This window comes from Pseudomonas cistanchae (assembly GCF_054483635.1).
Genome location: NZ_JBTLWN010000001.1, coordinates 464,347 through 480,054 on the forward strand (window position 1 = coordinate 464,347; position 15,708 = coordinate 480,054).

The window sequence follows — 15,708 nt, forward strand, 5'->3', positions numbered from 1 at the left end:
AGCCCGGCACCCCGCTCGTTGCGCGCGGAGAGCCGTCATGTCTGAACAACTTACGGCGCTCGCCAGCGTGTCCAAGGGTCGCGCCCTGGCCCGGTTGCTCGGCTACAGCCTGATTGGCCTGCTGATCTTCTTTGTGCCGTTCGAGATCGGCGGGCGTTCGACCATTCTGCTCGACCATAGCGCCAGCGCCCTGCAAACCCATGCGCGGCCGCTGGTGATCAGCATTGCCATGCTGTTTATGCTCTACGGCGCGCTGCAGCCCTGGTTCAGCGGCAGCTGGCGCGGCGACCTGACACGCACCGTGTTCAGCGTGCTTAAGGTGTTCGGTCTGTTGATCGGCGTGGCCTATCTGTTCCGTGTCGGGCCTGAAGCGCTGTACCAGCCTGGCATGCTGCCGTTTCTGTTCGACAAGCTGGTGCTCAGCCTGGCGCTGATCGTGCCGCTGGGTGCACTGGCCCTGGTGTTTCTGATCGGCTTCGGCTTGCTCGAGCTGGTCGGCGTGCTGATGCAGCCGGTGATGCGGCCGATCTGGCGTACGCCGGGCAAGTCGGCAATCGATGCCGTGGCCTCGTTCGTCGGTAGCTACTCGGTGGGCCTGCTGATCACCGACCGTATGTACCAGCAGGGCCATTACAGCGTGCGTGAGGCGGCGATTATCGCCACCGGCTTTTCCACGGTGTCGGCGCCTTTTATGGTGATCATCGCCAAGACCCTTGGCCTGATGGAAATCTGGAACCTGTATTTCTGGAGCGCGATGCTGGTGACCTTTGCGGTTACCGCTGTCAGCGCGCGCATCTACCCACTGTCACGTTTACCTACTGAAAGCCGTCCCGAGCCGCAGCTGCAAGCGGGCGAAAGCCGCATCGGCAGCGCCTGGCGTGCCGGGCTGAGCCAGGCTGCCAGTGCGCCTTCGCTGCTTAGCGCGTTGCGCGAGACCTTTGTCGATGGCCTGCGCATGACCGCCGCGATTCTGCCGAGCATTCTCGCCGTCGGCCTGCTCGGCTTGCTCGCCGCCAAATACACTCCGCTGTTCGATGCCCTGGGCGTGCTGTTCTACCCGGTTACCTGGCTGTTTGGTCTGAACGAGCCGATGCAGGTGGCCCGGGCCATTTCCTCGGGCCTGGCGGAGATGTTCCTGCCGGCGATGTTGCTGAAAGACGCCGACGTGCTGGTCAAGTTCGTCACCGCCATCGTCTCGGTGAGCAGCGTGCTGTTTCTCTCCGCCTCGATTCCCTGCGTGCTGGCCACGCGAATTCCCCTGCGTCTGCGCGACCTGTTGCTGGTCTGGCTGCAGCGCACGTTCTTAAGCCTGTTGTTCAGCATTCCGCTGGGCTACCTGGCGCACTACATGGGCTGGCTGTAAGCCGCCCGCACCTAACGATCTGTTGATAAGGAGCTTGCTATGAGCCTTTTCCGTGACACCGAAATCCGCGCCGCCCGTGGCACCACGCTGACCGCCAAGAGCTGGCTGACCGAAGCGCCGCTGCGCATGCTGATGAACAACCTCGACCCGGAAGTGGCCGAGAACCCCAAGGAACTGGTGGTGTATGGCGGCATCGGCCGCGCCGCGCGCAACTGGGAGTGTTTTGATGCGATCGTCGAAGTGCTGACCCGCCTGGAAGACAACCAGACCCTGCTGATTCAATCCGGCAAGCCGGTCGGCGTGTTCGAGACGCACAAGGACGCGCCGCGGGTGCTGCTGGCCAACTCCAACCTGGTGCCGCACTGGGCCACCTGGGAGCACTTCAACGAACTGGATGCCAAGGGCCTGGCCATGTACGGCCAGATGACCGCCGGCAGCTGGATCTATATCGGCAGCCAGGGCATCGTTCAGGGCACCTATGAAACCTTTGTCGAGGCCGGCCGCCAGCATTACGGCGGCAACCTCAAGGGCCGCTGGGTACTCACTGCGGGTCTTGGCGGCATGGGCGGCGCGCAGCCACTGGCGGCGACCCTGGCCGGTGCCTGCTCGCTGAATATCGAGTGTCAGCAGAGCCGTATCGATTTTCGCCTGAAAACCCGTTATGTCGACGAGCAGGCCAGCGATCTGGACGACGCCCTGGCGCGTATCGACAAGTACTGCGGCGAAGGCAAGGCGGTGTCCATTGCCCTCTGTGGCAACGCCGCCGAGATTCTGCCGGAGCTGGTCAAGCGCGGCGTGCGTCCGGATATGGTCACTGACCAGACCAGCGCCCATGACCCGCGCCACGGCTACCTGCCGGCCGGCTGGAGCTGGGACGAATACGTGGCCCGCGGCAAGACCGAGGAGGCCGTGGTGGTCAAGGCCGCCAAGCAGTCAATGGCCGTGCATGTACGCGCCATGCTGGCCTTCCAGCAGATGGGCGTGCCGACCTTCGACTACGGCAACAATATCCGTCAGATGGCCCTGCAGGAGGGCGTCGACAACGCCTTCGACTTCCCTGGCTTCGTCCCGGCTTACATCCGTCCGCTGTTCTGTCAGGGCATTGGCCCGTTCCGCTGGGTGGCACTGTCCGGCGACCCGGAAGACATCTACAAGACCGATGCCAAGGTCAAGGAACTGATCCCTGACGACGCCCATCTGCACAACTGGCTGGACATGGCCCGCGAGCGCATCAGCTTCCAGGGCCTGCCGGCGCGTATCTGCTGGGTCGGCCTGAAGGACCGCGCGCGCCTGGCCCAGGCCTTCAATGACATGGTCGCCAGCGGCGAGCTGAAAGCGCCAATCGTCATCGGCCGCGACCATCTCGACTCCGGCTCGGTGGCCAGCCCCAACCGTGAAACCGAGGCCATGCAGGACGGCTCCGATGCCGTATCCGACTGGCCGCTGCTCAACGCTCTGTTGAATACCGCAGGCGGCGCGACCTGGGTGTCGCTGCACCACGGTGGCGGCGTCGGCATGGGCTACTCGCAGCACTCCGGCGTGGTGATCGTCGCAGATGGCACCCCCGAAGCCCGCGCCCGTCTCGGCCGCGTGCTGCGCAACGATCCAGGCACCGGGGTGATGCGCCACGCTGATGCCGGTTATCAAATCGCCGCCGATTGTGCCCGCGAGCAGGGCCTGGACCTGCCTATGATTGGCGCAACCCAAGGAGCCCATGCATGAGCCTGTTCACCCTGCACCCCGGCCAGTTGACCCTGGCCCAACTGCGCGCCGCCTACCAGGCACCCCTGCGCGTGAGCCTGGCTGCGTCGGCCTATCCGGCCATCGAAGCCAGTGTCGCCTGCGTCAACGGCATCATTGCCGAAGGCCGTACCGCTTACGGCATCAACACCGGTTTCGGTCTGCTGGCCTCGACCCGCATCGCCAATGATGATCTGGAAAAACTGCAGCGCTCGCTGGTGCTGTCGCATGCCGCCGGCGTTGGTGCGCCGCTGGACGACGCCATGGTGCGGCTGATCATGCTGCTCAAGGTCAACAGCCTGGCGCGCGGCTTCTCTGGCATTCGCCGCCAGGTGATCGAGGCGCTGATCGCCCTGATCAATGCCGAGGTCTATCCGCATATTCCGCTCAAGGGTTCAGTCGGTGCCTCCGGTGACCTCGCGCCGCTGGCGCATATGTCGCTGGTGCTGCTCGGTGAAAGCCAGGCGCGTTATCGCGGCGAATGGCTGCCGGCAACTGAAGCATTAGCCATCGCCGGCCTGCAGCCGATGACCCTAGCGGCCAAGGAAGGTCTGGCGCTGCTCAATGGCACTCAGGTGTCGACTGCCTACGCCTTGCGCGGCTTGTTCGAGGCCGAGGATCTGTTCGCTGCGGCCACCGTCTGCGGCGGCCTGACCGTCGAGGCTGCGCTGGGCTCGCGTGCGCCCTTTGATGCGCGCATTCATGCCGCCCGTGGTCAACGTGGGCAGATCGACGCGGCTGCGGTTTATCGCCATCTGCTCGGCGACAGCAGCGAAGTCGACCGTTCCCACGAAGCCTGCGACAAGGTGCAGGACCCGTACTCGCTGCGCTGTCAGCCGCAGGTTATGGGCGCTTGCCTGACTCAGCTGCGGCAGGCCGCCGAGGTGCTGGCGGTGGAAGCCAACGCGGTGTCGGATAACCCGCTGGTATTCGCTGCCGAAGGCGAGGTGATTTCCGGCGGTAACTTCCACGCCGAGCCGGTGGCCATGGCCGCCGACAACATCGCCCTGGCCATCGCCGAAATCGGCGCGCTGAGCGAGCGCCGCACCTCGCTGATGATGGACAAGCACATGTCGCAGCTGCCGCCGTTTCTGGTGGCCAATGGCGGGGTCAACTCCGGCTTTATGATCGCCCAGGTCACCGCTGCCGCACTGGCCAGCGAGAACAAGGCGCTGGCGCACCCACACAGCGTTGACAGCCTGCCGACTTCGGCCAATCAGGAAGACCATGTGTCCATGGCCCCGGCTGCGGGCAAGCGTCTGTGGGAAATGGCCGCCAACACCCGTGGCGTGCTGGCCATCGAATGGCTGGGTGCCTGCCAGGGCCTGGATTTCCGCGAAGGGCTGAAAAGCTCGCCGTTGCTCGAACAGGCGCGTCAGGCCCTGCGCGCGCGGGTGCCGTATTACGTGGAAGACCGCTTTTTCGCACCGGATATCGAGGCTGCCGATCAACTGCTGGCCAGCCGTGTGCTAAGCCCATTGCTGCCGGCTGGGATGCTGCCGTCCGTAGGCTGAGTTCGGGCGCGTATAGCCCCTCTCCCAGCATTTGGTAGGGTGGACTACGCGAAGCTTGTCCACCGGCTTAGCCTGTTGCCCACCCTACGTGCGCTGCCTATCGGCGGCGCCGCGCTGCATCGGTATGATGCGCGACAGCATCGACAACCAAGGAAACGCCGTGGCCAGCCAAACGCCGCTCTATCGGCAAATCGAGGCGCATCTGCTCGAGCGGATCAGCAGTGGCGCCTACCCGGCGCACCACCAGATCCCGCCGGAAGAGCAACTGGCGCGGGATTTCGGCGTCAGCCGGATGACCGCGCACAAAGCGATTCGCGATCTGGTGCAAAAGGGTTACCTGATCCGTCAGGCCGGCCTCGGCACCTTCGTCACCGACCGCAAGGCCGAGTCCTCATTGCACGAGGTGCTGAATATCGCCGCGGAGGTGAAAAGCCGCGGCAACAGCTACAGCAACGATGTGCTGCGTTGCGAGGCAATTGACGCAGACGACGAAGTCGCCCTGCGCCTCGGCGTGCGCGTCGGTACACCGACCTTCCACAGCCTGCTGGTGCACCGCGAAAACGGTTTGCCGATCCAATTGGAGGATCGTTACGTCAACCCGCGCTGGGTGCCGAATTACCTGCAGACCGATTTCGCTCTGCATACGCCGAACGAAGTGCTGGTCGCCGCCTGCCCGATTTCTGATGTCGAACATGTGGTCGAGGCCGTGCTGGCCGACAGGCAAACTGCCGAATGGCTGGCCATGGATCCGGCTACGCCTTGCCTGAGCATGATCCGCCGCACCTGGTCGGGCGAGCACCTGGTCAGCTACGCGCGGCTGATCCATCCCGGCGATCGCTACAAGTTGCGCTCAGCACTTCAGCCGCGCTGAGTTCGCCCTACTGCTTGGTTGAGCAGGCCCACGTCGAACAGGCACAAAAAAGCCCGCTGCTGCGGGCTTTTCAGCAAGACGGTAGGGTCAAGCTGCAGTGCGATCATGATTGAGGTCGATCTTGCGCCGGGCGAACAGCGTCTTGGCGGCGGTTTGATGAATAGGCGCGCCGGTAAAAGTTGGCAGGTCGCTGCTGACCCACTGGTTACCTTCGCCATTCCAGCAGACTTCGCCGGAAGCCAGCTTCATGTCACGCAGCAGGTCGCGAATCAGCCCGCGTACGTGCCGCTCGCACAGCACCACTTCGCGATCAATCACCTTGCTCATCGCGGGTTGCTCGTCCTTGCACAGCGTCAGCAGCAATCTGCCGTCCGGGCGTGGGGTGATGGAGACGTCATGGCTGGGAAAGGCTTTAAACAGTTCTTGAATGGCAATCAACATTGCGAGGTCCTTCCAATTGGTTTCACTGCCAAGAGAAAAGCACGCTGCGTGCCAAGCAAAATTGAAAACAAAATATGTTATAAATCAATATCTTATATAAAACAGCTATCAGAGTGATACTTGCAGAATGCATGAGCGGGCCGATTGCGCAGTGCAAGCTGCATAGTCAACCGAGGCGGTAACCCCTAGCTCAGATGCGCGAGTTTGTCCGGGTTGCGCATGATGTAGATATTGCTGGCGCGCCCGGCTGCGTCATAGGCGAAGGTCATCAGCGCAACCAGTTCGTCGCCCGCGCGAATCATCACGCCGCGGCCGCCATTAAAATCGCTGACCTGCCAGCCGTAGTGCTGCCAGTAGCGGCTCAGCGAATGCTCGATAAACGCCAGAACATCGGCCTTGCCGCGCAAGGTGTCGCGCAGAGCGGAGACCTTGCCGCCACCATCTGCGCAGAGTTCCACCTCATCGGCCAGCAGCGTCGCCAACTGGCCGGTGGTGCCACTGGCGATGGCGCGATGAAAGGCTTCCAGCAATAGCTCCTGGCGCTCCCGCGGCGCGCTGTAACGTACCTTGGCGTCGGCGATGCGGGCCCGCGCGCGCGACACCAGCTTGCGGCAGCTGAGTTCCTGTACCCCCAGCGTCGCGGCGACATCGCCATAGTCGTTGTCGAAAATATCGTGCAGCAGGTAGGCGGCGCGCTCTTTCGGGGTCAGCCGTTCGAGCAGCAGCAGAAAGGCGGTGGACAGCGAGGTGGCGACATCCAGCGCCCGTTCGGACTCGCCGTCCGCCTGCCCATGAATCGGTTCCGGCAGCCAGGTGCCGATGTAGTCGACCCGGCTTTTGCGGGCAGAGCGGAGGACATTAATGCAGTGGCGGGTGCACAAGGTGGTCAGCCAGGCGCGTGGGCTGAGGATGTCGTCGCGCGCTGCGGTGTGCCACTTGCAGAAGGTTTCCTGCACCGCGTCCTCGGCTTCGGCGTGGGAGCCGAGGATGCGGTACGCCAGGCCCATCAGAAACGGCCGCGCATCTTCGAATACCGCCACATGATCGACTCCCGTCATCTCAATGCCTCGATACCTGAATACGGTTCCACAGGTTGATCATCGCCACCGAAGCGGTCAGTGCGCCGATCTCGGTCTCGTTGAACTGCTCGCGCAGCTGCACGCGCAATGTGGCGAAATCGGTGGTGGCGTCGAGCACGGTCAGGGCCTCGACCCAGGCCAGCGCCGCACGCTCGCGCGGGCTGAAGTCCGAGGTATGCCGCCATACCATCAGGCGGTCGAGGCGCTCATTGCTTTCGCCGTCTTCGCGGGCTTCGCGCAGGTGCATCTTGATGCAGAACGCGCACTGGTTGAGCTGCGAGGCGCGCAGCTGCACCAGGTGATAGAGACTGCGCTCAAGGCCCAGGGCATCCATCGCCAGGTGAACCTCGCCGAGCGCCTGGATCACGCTCGGGATGACGGTGTTGTAGTTCAAAGGGCTCGCTGCGTTCATCGGTGTTTCTCCAAAAAGGGAATGACACCTACATGACGAGTGCGCACCAGGCCTTGTGACGCGGCAGCGAAAATTTTTTGTGTGGCGCGCTAATTGCGATCCGCCAGTACGCCGATCAGGAAGAACACCAGCAACAGCACGGGCGCCAGGGTGTAGTTGTTGAAGTGGCCGAGGCCTTGGGCCAGCCATGGGGTGATGAACACCATCGCCAGGCCATAACCGACGGCGCAGACCAGGACGAAGATCAGGGTGCGGAAGAAGAAGTTCAGGCCGCTGATGGAGCGCTGCACCCAGGCGTTGATGCCGGGGCCGAACAGCACGAACAGGGTGGCCATAATGGCCAGGGAAATGTCGTAGAGGTGGCTGCGGCTCCAGCGTGACAGGGTGGCGATCAGGTCGAGTAGCAGGTCCATGAGGTGTCCTTAGCGCAATGTGCGCACGCTGCCCATCAGGGCAAGAAGTGTTGCAACAGGTCGTTGAGAAACAGCTGGCCTTCGCGGGTGGCGGTGAGGCGCGCCGGATCGGTCAGCATCAAGCCGCGCTGCTGCGCTTCTGCCCGTGCTGAGCTGAGCAGGCTGGACGGCAGGCCTGTGCGCTGAGTGAACAAGCTGCTGGCGACACCGTCCGTGAGGCGCAGCACATTCATCAGAAACTCGAACGGCAGTTCGTCCGCGCTCAGGCTGCGCTCGCCGGCGCTGAAGCGTTTGGCGGGGTCCAGATAATCCTTGGGCAGGCGGGTTTTCCAGCTGCGCGTGATCACACCGGCCGGGTCGCTGAGCTTGGCATGGGCGCCCGCACCGATGCCGAGAAAGTCGCCGAAGGTCCAATAATTGAGGTTGTGCCGCGCTGCCTTGCCAGCCTGGGCGTAGGCGGACACTTCGTACTGGGCGTAGCCGTGTTCGGCCAGCAGCGCCTGACCGGCTTCCTGAATATCCCAGAGGACGTCGTCTTCCGGCATCAGCGGCGGCTGGTTCCAGAACACCGTGTTCGGCTCCACGGTGAGCTGGTACCAGGACAAATGCGTCGGCTGCTGGGCAATGGCGATGCGCAGATCGCTCAAGGCGTCCTCGATCGACTGATCCGGCAGGCCGTGCATCAGGTCCAGGTTGAAATTATCGAAGCCGGCGGCACGCGCCATGTCGGCCGCGTGAACCGCCTCGTCGCCGTCGTGGATGCGCCCCAGGGCGATCAGCTTGGGCGCCTGGAAGCTCTGCACGCCAATCGACAGGCGATTGATGCCGAGGCTGCGGTAGTCACGAAACTTGGCTTGCTCGAAGGTGCCGGGGTTGGCTTCCAGGGTGATTTCGATATCGCTGGCAAACGGCACCCGCCGCTGCACGCCTTCGAGCAGGCGCCCCAGCGCGCGTGCCGAAAACAGGCTGGGTGTGCCACCGCCGAAAAAGATCGAGGTCAGCGGCCGCCCGTAGACCTGCGGCAGGGCTGCATCGAGGTCAGCCAGCAGCGCATCGACGTACTCGTCTTCCGGCAGCGTCGGCCCGGCGGCGTGGGAGTTGAAGTCGCAATACGGGCACTTTTTCACGCACCAGGGGATGTGTACATAAAGCGCGAGTGGCGGCAGCTCGAAGTGGCCGCCGGGGGCCGTGCTCATGCCAGGCCCAGACGCTGTTTCAGCAGCGCCATGGCGCGGGCGCGGTGGCTGAGCTGGTTTTTCTCGGCAGGCAAAAGCTCTGCGCTGGAGCAGTTGCGCTCGGGCACCCAGAACAGCGGGTCGTAGCCAAAACCCTGGGCGCCCTGCGCTGCATGCAGGATGCGCCCATGCCAGAGGCCTTCGCAGATGATCGGCAGGGGGTCATCGGCGTGCCGCACCAGCGCCAGGCAGCAGACGAACTGCGCGCCGCGTTCGGCATCGGCCACGCCGTTCAATGCGTCGAGCAGTTTTGCATTGTTTGCTGCATCGCCCTGGCCATCGGCGTAGCGCGCAGAGTAGATACCCGGGGCGCCGCCAAGATGGTCCACCGCCAGGCCGGAGTCGTCCGCCAGCGCGGGCAAACCGGACACTCGTGCGGCATTGCGCGCTTTGAGGATGGCGTTTTCGATAAACGACAGGCCGGTTTCGTCCGGTTCGATATCACTGAACTCGCCGATCGAACGCACCCGCACGGCGTCGCCGAGCATGGCCTGGAGTTCCTTGAGTTTGCCGGCGTTGTGGCTGGCCAGCACCAGTTCCGTGAAAGGCATCATTCGTCTGGGAAAAATTCCTGGTTGAAGCTGAAGCTGCGGGCAACATCGTCACCGGCGCGGAGGTTGATGGTGAAACGCAGCACTTCGCGCTGGTTGAACGGGAACTGGGCCAGGTAGTAGATGGCCTCGCCCTCGACCACTTGCTTGAAGGTCAGCGCGTGGCTGCGTCCGACCAGGTCTTTCACCTCGCCCGAGACCTGGGCGTTGACCGCTTTTCCTGCCTTGAGCACGGAAATGTTCACCACACCCTGGGTCTTGCTGCGCACCAGGCCACTGGCTGCGGCAATGTCCGGCTGCAGGAAGCTGGAGTTGAAGGCGATGTAGTGCACATCCAGATCGCCAAAGGTTTGCTTGCGCTCGGCCAGCGCCGGCAGGCTCAGGCACAGGGCCAGGACGAATAGGGCTAGGCGATGCATGGCGACTCTCCTGTTGGGGGCGGGCGAAGGTTACCGGGCGGCTTCGGCGGCGTGGCCACTGATTCGGTAGATACCGATCTCACCCAGTAGATTAGGCCAGATACGGCTGGCCCAGCCGTGGCGGTGATCGCGGTCCACGGCGAGGCGGTTGATCACCCGGGCATGCTGGGCATGGCACAGGCGCTCGAAGTCCTCGAAGGTGCAGAAGTGGATGTTCGGCGTGTTGTACCAGGTGTAGGGCAGGAAGTCCGACACCGGCATCCGCCCCTTGCTCGCCAGGTACCAGCGGCAGCGCCAGTGGGCGAAGTTGGGGAAGGTGATGATGCAGGTCTTGCCGACCCGGAGCATTTCCGCCAGCACCTTGTCGGGGTAGTGCAGCGCTTGCAGCGACTGGGTCATGACCACCACGTCGAAGCTGTCGCTGGCAAAGTTGCCCAGGCCCTGGTCAAGGTTCTGCTCGATCACGTTGACGCCCTTGCTCACGCACTGAGCGATGTTGTCCGGATCGATTTCCAGCCCGTAACCGCTGACCTGCTTGTGTTCGCGCAGCCAGGTGAGCAGCTCGCCATTGCCGCAGCCCAGGTCGAGCACCCGGCTGCCGGCGGGAATCCATTCCTGGATGATTTCTAGGTCCGCTCGCATGGCTTACACCTGAATCCGTTTCATATAACTGTCGAATGCCTGCAGGTAGCGCGGGATCGGCATCAGGAAGGCATCGTGGCCCTGGGGGGCGTCGATTTCCAGGTAACAGACGTTCTTGCGTGCGGCGGTCAGCGCATCGACGATTTCCCGCGAGCGCGCCGGCGAGAAGCGCCAGTCGGTGGTGAAGGACATCACGCAGAAGTCGGCGCTGACGTGCGCCAGGGTCTTGGCCAGGTCGCCGTCATGGTTGGCCGCGGGGTCGAAGTAGTCGAGCGCCTTGGTCATCAGCAGGTAGGTATTGGCGTCGAAGCGCCCGGAAAATTCTTCGCCCTGATAGCGCAGGTAGCTTTCGACCTGGAACTCGACGCTGTGGAAGTCGTAGTTGAGCTTCTCGCTTTTCAGACCACGGCCGAATTTCTCGCCCATGGAATCATCCGACAGGTACGTGATGTGCCCGACCATGCGCGCGAGCATCAGGCCGCGCTTGGGAATCACCCCTTGTTCCTGAAAGTGCCCGCCATGGAATTGCGGATCAGTGAGGATCGCCTGGCGCGCCACCTCGTTGAAGGCGATGTTCTGCGCCGACAGCTTGGGCGCCGAGGCGATTGCCAGGCAGTGGCGCACCCGTTCCGGGTAGCTGATCGTCCACTGCAGCGCCTGCATGCCGCCCAGGCTGCCGCCCACCACCGCCGCCCATTGCTCGATCCCCAGGGCATCGGCCAGGCGCGCCTGGCTGTGCACCCAGTCTTCCACGGTCATGACCGGGAAGTCCGCGCCGAACGGTTTGCCAGTGGCCGGGTTGATGCTGCTCGGGCCGGTCGAGCCGTGGCAGCCGCCGAGGTTATTCAGGCTGACGATGAAGAATTTGTTGGTGTCGAGCGGCTTGCCCGGGCCGATGCAGCTGTCCCACCAACCCGGCTTGCGTTCGTCCGGGTCGTTGTAGCCCGCGGCATGGTGGTTGCCGGACAGGGCATGGCAGATCAGCAGCGCATTGCTGCGCGCAGCGTTCAGTTCGCCGTAGGTTTCATAGACCAGTTGATAGTCGGCCAGGCTGCGCCCGCAGGCCAGCGCAAGCGGTTCGGCGAAGCCAAGCACCTGGGGCGTTACCAGGCCAACGGAGTCTGGAGGAAAGACAGTCGGCATCGACCCTGCTCTTGATAAGGATGGGGTGAAGAAAGTGCAGCAGTCTAAAGAGCGCCGCCCCAGGCGGCAAGCGCATGGGGCGGCGGGGTGGGAGTGAGCCAGCCGGGCGGGCTACGACGCGCGCGAAACCTTACTCGCCGCCACTCTGGACCCGTGCGGCACCGGGCAGATTGACCACCTTGCCCTGACGCTGGATGGGCGCCGGCCGGCGCATGGCGCGGAGCATTTCGTTGGCCTGGGCCAGTTGCTGCTCCAGCTCGGCGCAGTAGCGCGCCAGTTGCTGGCTGCGCTGGCGGGTCTGCTGAGTTTCCTGAGCCAGGGCCCTCAGCCGGAGCATGTGGGTTTCCAGCATCTGCTTGTGTTCCAGGCTGTGCTGCATCAGCGGCAGCAAGGTGCTGTTGGCCCAGTGTTCGGCCTCGAGGCGCAAGCGCTGGTGCAGCCCGACAACCTCCTGCACCAGCGTCGCAAAGAAGCGCCGGGTCAATGCGCGCTGTTCGGTGAACAGGGTCTTCACATGCAGGCGGAACTGATCGGCCTTGCCCTGCAACTGATGCAGTTCACGCAAATAGCGGTCGACGTTGAACTCGGGGGCGTCTATGCCTTGCAGCGGGTTCTCTTCATTGTGTCGACGGTAGATTGCCGCGACCATCTTGTTGGCCATCTCGGCTTCGTGACCGAGGTGGTGCAGGTCATCCTCGACAGAGTTGAAGAAATGCAGAATCGCCTGGTTGATGCCAATGGTCGTCCAGCTGTCGACCAGGTTCTTGCGCACCTCTTTGAGATGGGCCTCGAGGCGCTCGGGACGAGTCCGTGCGCGCAGCGGCTCTGACTGACGGGCCAGCAGGCGCTGGCTGCTTTTCAGACCGAGCAGACGACGGTGATGCTGGCTGTGGTCTTCCTTGGTCTTGGCGGTCAGGTCGAACAGCAGCTGACCCTTGTCATGCTGATGGTTGTTCAGCAGCGCCTGCTGCTGGTTGACCTTCTCCAGGCGCAGGTTCAGCACATGCTGGCTGTTGTGCAGCAAGGACAGCACCTGGCTGACCACGCTGTCTTCGATCAACCGTTCCTTCTGGGTGACGATGCGCTCGCAGAGCAGGTCTTCGAGGTTGCTCATCTGGCTGCGGATCAGCAATTCCGGGTCTTTGCGCACCTTGGCCAGCAACGCTTGTTTGGCCGACAGCGGCAGTACGTCTTCGGGCTTGATACCCAGCTGGCGCGCGGTGGCCTTCTGCATTTTCTGGATCGCGTTCTGCACGAAGGTTTCGCCGGCCAGGTCATCCCAGAGCACGTCGATCTTGTTCAGCACGGCGAACAGGCTGGTCTGGTTGTCTTCTTCGAGCTGGCGAATATGCTGCTGCCAGACTGCCATGTCGCTGGCGGTAACGCCGGTATCGGCAGACAACAGGAAAATGATGGCCTGGGCATTCGGCAGCATCGACAGGGTCAGCTCGGGCTCGCTGCCCAGGGCATTCAGGCCGGGCGTGTCGAGAATGCGCAGGCCCTGACGCAGCAGCGGGTGGTCGAAGTTGACCATGGCGTGACGCCACGCCGGTACCAGTACCAGGCCCGGTTTGCCGGCGCTTTCCAGCATGTCCGGATGAAAGCCCAGCTGAATCGCTTGCTCGACCGGCATCGACTTAGTTTTCGCCACCTGGGAAAACGCCTCGGCCATATTGGCCGGGTCGCTGAGATCCAGCGGGATGTTCACCCAGTGGCCGGGAATGCGCTTGAACTGGGCCACGCTGGCTTCCGCCACGCGGGTTTCGATCGGCAGCAGGCGGATGTAGGAGCGTTCCGAGCGCGGGTCGAAGAACACCTCAGTCGGGCACATGGTGGTACGCCCGGCTTGGGAGGGCAGCATGCGCTGGCCGTATTCAGAGAAGAACAGGCTGTTGATCAGTTCGGTCTTGCCGCGGGAGAACTCGCCGACAAAGGCCAGGGTGATGTGGTCGGTGCGCAACAGCTTGAGCGCGCGTTCGAGCTTGGCCTCCACGGCGTCCGAGGTCAGGCGGTTGGTCACCAGCCAGCTGCGGTAGCGGGTAATCTGGCGCATCAACTCGCGCTTCCAGGCGACGTAGATATCAACCTGTTGACTGAGGCGTTGCATGCTCATCCTGGTCTCCCTTGCGTGGGGCAGCGTCCATGCATAAACCTGACTGTCAGGTTTTCGCAGGTTCGGCAGTTAGCAGCGCTGTATGGGGTCAAGGCCAGAGAATTCGGGCGCTGCGATGCCGGCATTATGCGGGCAAAGGCATTCCCGTCAATTGGACGACTTCACAGTCCCGCCTTAAGGTCGCCCAGAGCGGCTGAGCGGTCAGGAGGCTCCCTTGACATTGCCTACTAACGGCAGCGATGTGTCGATGGTCATGCCGGCCAGCGACTCGCGTGCTGGCCTTGCAAGGCGGTAGTCAAATCGCCAGCCTGTCAGAGCGCCAGGCTGAGGCCTTTGTACATGCCGGTCATCACCGCCAGGTTGCGGATCACCAGCATGTCGATCAGGTTGAGAATCAGGAACGCCACAATGGGCGAAAGATCCAGCCCACCCAGGCTTGGCAGGATCCGGCGGATCGGCGTCAGCACGGGCTCGCAGATCTGGTTGATCAGTTCCGCAGCCGGGTTGCTGGTGCCGGGCGCGACCCAGGAGAGGATTACGCTGATGATCAGGGCGAAGAAGAACACCTTGAGGAACAGCGCGGTCACGCCGATGATCGACCACACCAGCAGCTGCAGCGGGTCGACGCCGTAGCCCATCAGCAGCAAGGTCAGCGCCATCAGCACCAGTTGCACCAGGATTGCCAGTACCAGCGACGCCAGGTCGAGCCCGGCGAAGCTGGGAATGATCCGGCGCAGCGGCCGCAGCAACGGCTGGGTGGCGCGGACGATGAACTGACACAGCGGGTTGTAGAAGTTGGCCCGTACCAGTTGCAGGATAAAGCGCAACAGCACGATCAGCAGGTAAAGGCTGCCGATGGTTTGCAGGATATATACGGCGGCGGTGTTCAGTCCGATCATCTTTGACTCCTTCGGTGATCTGTTAGTGGCCCAGCTGTTTGGCGAGTTCGACCGAGCGGCTGGCCGCGGCATTCAGCGCTTTTTCCACAATGGCTTCGAAACCATCAGCCTGGAAGCTTTTGATCGCGGCCTCGGTGGTGCCCGCTGGCGACGTGACCCGACGGCGCAATTCGCTGGCGTCGACCTCGCTGGAAGTAACCATGCGCGCAGCGCCAAGGGCAGTGTGCGCGGTCAGTTGCGCGGCTATCTCGCGCGACAGGCCAAGCTTCTCGCCCGCAGCGGTCATGGCTTCGATCAGCAGAAAGAAATACGCCGGGCCGCTGCCGGACACGGCGGTTACCGCGTCTATCAAGGTCTCATGCTCAAGCCATAGCGCCAGGCCGACGGCACTGAGCAACTGTTCGGCCTGCTGGCGCTGCGCCGGGGAAACCTGGGCATTGGCGTAAAGCCCGCTTACGCCTTGGCGCAGCAGAGCCGGGGTGTTGGGCATGCAGCGCACGATTGCCGGACGCGTGGGCTGGGCGCCGTCTGCGTCTGGCTGCGCCAGCCAGGTTTCCAGGCTGGCGCAGTCGATGCCTGCGGCGACGGAAACCACCAACTGGCTGGTGCGAAGGTGCGCGGCGAGGTCCAGGCACACCTCCTTCATGACCTGTGGCTTGACCGAGAGCACGATCAGATCGGCGTTCTCGATTGCTTCGGCGTTGCTGGCGAAGGTCTGGATGCCATGCTCGGCGCTGATCTTCGCGCGTTGCTCGGCGCCACGGTCGCTGGCCCGAATCGCGCTGGCGTCAAAGCCCTGGGCGCGTAGACCGCCGATCAGGCTGGCTGCCATGTTGCCGGCGCCGATAAAGGCAATGCGAGGGATGCTCATAA

Annotated in this window: 16 protein-coding genes; 4 read left to right on the plus strand and 12 right to left on the minus strand. The window is 63.3% G+C overall.

From position 1 onward, the window contains the following. Positions 1-37: 37 nt before the first annotated feature. From ACX0MV_RS02140 to hutC, 4 genes are all read left to right on the plus strand, one after another. On the plus strand, positions 38-1,363 hold the full coding sequence (locus ACX0MV_RS02140; RefSeq protein WP_458980848.1) for a YjiH family protein: 1,326 nt from the start codon (positions 38-40) through the stop codon (positions 1,361-1,363). Positions 1,364-1,402: 39 nt separating this feature from the next. Further along, positions 1,403-3,085: a urocanate hydratase gene (hutU, locus tag ACX0MV_RS02145; RefSeq protein ID WP_458980849.1), complete on the plus strand. Its 1,683-nt coding sequence runs from the start codon at positions 1,403-1,405 to the stop codon at positions 3,083-3,085. After that, positions 3,082-4,617, plus strand: coding sequence for a histidine ammonia-lyase (gene hutH / locus ACX0MV_RS02150; protein WP_458980850.1), 1,536 nt, complete (start codon positions 3,082-3,084; stop codon positions 4,615-4,617). The genes hutU and hutH overlap by 4 nt, the downstream gene beginning before the upstream one ends. Positions 4,618-4,777: 160 nt before the next feature. After that, positions 4,778-5,488: a histidine utilization transcriptional repressor HutC gene (gene hutC, locus ACX0MV_RS02155; RefSeq protein WP_458980851.1), complete on the plus strand. Its 711-nt coding sequence runs from the start codon at positions 4,778-4,780 to the stop codon at positions 5,486-5,488. Between the two features lie 87 nt (positions 5,489-5,575). Here hutC and ACX0MV_RS02160 read toward each other — a convergent pair whose 3' ends face one another. From ACX0MV_RS02160 to proC, 12 genes are all read right to left on the minus strand, one after another. Further along, entirely contained in the window at positions 5,576-5,929 is a 354-nt protein-coding gene (locus tag ACX0MV_RS02160; protein ID WP_458980852.1) for a hypothetical protein, read from the minus strand. A gap of 185 nt (positions 5,930-6,114) precedes the next feature. Further along, positions 6,115-6,987, minus strand: a complete 873-nt coding sequence (gene sigJ, locus ACX0MV_RS02165) for an RNA polymerase sigma factor SigJ (RefSeq protein ID WP_458980853.1) — start codon at positions 6,985-6,987, stop codon at positions 6,115-6,117. Position 6,988: 1 nt separating this feature from the next. Beyond that, positions 6,989-7,420, minus strand: a complete 432-nt coding sequence (locus ACX0MV_RS02170) for a carboxymuconolactone decarboxylase family protein (RefSeq protein WP_458980854.1) — start codon at positions 7,418-7,420, stop codon at positions 6,989-6,991. 89 nt (positions 7,421-7,509) lie between these two features. Beyond that, the gene (locus ACX0MV_RS02175) at positions 7,510-7,833 is read right to left on the minus strand and encodes a DUF3392 domain-containing protein (protein ID WP_458980855.1); all 324 of its coding nucleotides are present in this window, start codon (positions 7,831-7,833) and stop codon (positions 7,510-7,512) included. Between the two features lie 35 nt (positions 7,834-7,868). Beyond that, positions 7,869-9,029 carry a radical SAM family heme chaperone HemW gene (gene hemW, locus ACX0MV_RS02180; protein WP_458980856.1) on the minus strand — a complete coding sequence of 387 codons (1,161 nt, stop codon included), beginning with the start codon at positions 9,027-9,029 and terminating at the stop codon, positions 7,869-7,871. Beyond that, positions 9,026-9,622 carry an RdgB/HAM1 family non-canonical purine NTP pyrophosphatase gene (gene rdgB, locus ACX0MV_RS02185; protein WP_458980857.1) on the minus strand — a complete coding sequence of 199 codons (597 nt, stop codon included), beginning with the start codon at positions 9,620-9,622 and terminating at the stop codon, positions 9,026-9,028. The genes hemW and rdgB overlap by 4 nt, the downstream gene beginning before the upstream one ends. After that, positions 9,619-10,038 (minus strand): DUF4426 domain-containing protein, encoded by a 420-nt coding sequence (locus ACX0MV_RS02190; RefSeq protein WP_458980858.1) that lies wholly within the window; start codon positions 10,036-10,038, stop codon positions 9,619-9,621. The genes rdgB and ACX0MV_RS02190 overlap by 4 nt, the downstream gene beginning before the upstream one ends. Before the next feature lie 30 nt (positions 10,039-10,068). Then, on the minus strand, positions 10,069-10,680 hold the full coding sequence (gene metW / locus ACX0MV_RS02195) for a methionine biosynthesis protein MetW (protein WP_458980859.1): 612 nt from the start codon (positions 10,678-10,680) through the stop codon (positions 10,069-10,071). 3 nt (positions 10,681-10,683) lie between these two features. Further along, the gene (gene metX, locus ACX0MV_RS02200; protein WP_458980860.1) at positions 10,684-11,823 is read right to left on the minus strand and encodes a homoserine O-succinyltransferase MetX; all 1,140 of its coding nucleotides are present in this window, start codon (positions 11,821-11,823) and stop codon (positions 10,684-10,686) included. 130 nt (positions 11,824-11,953) lie between these two features. Next, positions 11,954-13,936, minus strand: a complete 1,983-nt coding sequence (locus ACX0MV_RS02205) for a dynamin family protein (RefSeq protein ID WP_458980861.1) — start codon at positions 13,934-13,936, stop codon at positions 11,954-11,956. Positions 13,937-14,247: 311 nt separating this feature from the next. Next, a complete protein-coding gene (locus ACX0MV_RS02210) occupies positions 14,248-14,835 on the minus strand; it encodes a YggT family protein (RefSeq protein ID WP_458980862.1) in 588 nt (195 codons plus the stop codon). 22 nt (positions 14,836-14,857) lie between these two features. After that, positions 14,858-15,706, minus strand: coding sequence for a pyrroline-5-carboxylate reductase (proC, locus tag ACX0MV_RS02215; RefSeq protein WP_458980863.1), 849 nt, complete (start codon positions 15,704-15,706; stop codon positions 14,858-14,860). Positions 15,707-15,708: the final 2 nt, after the last annotated feature.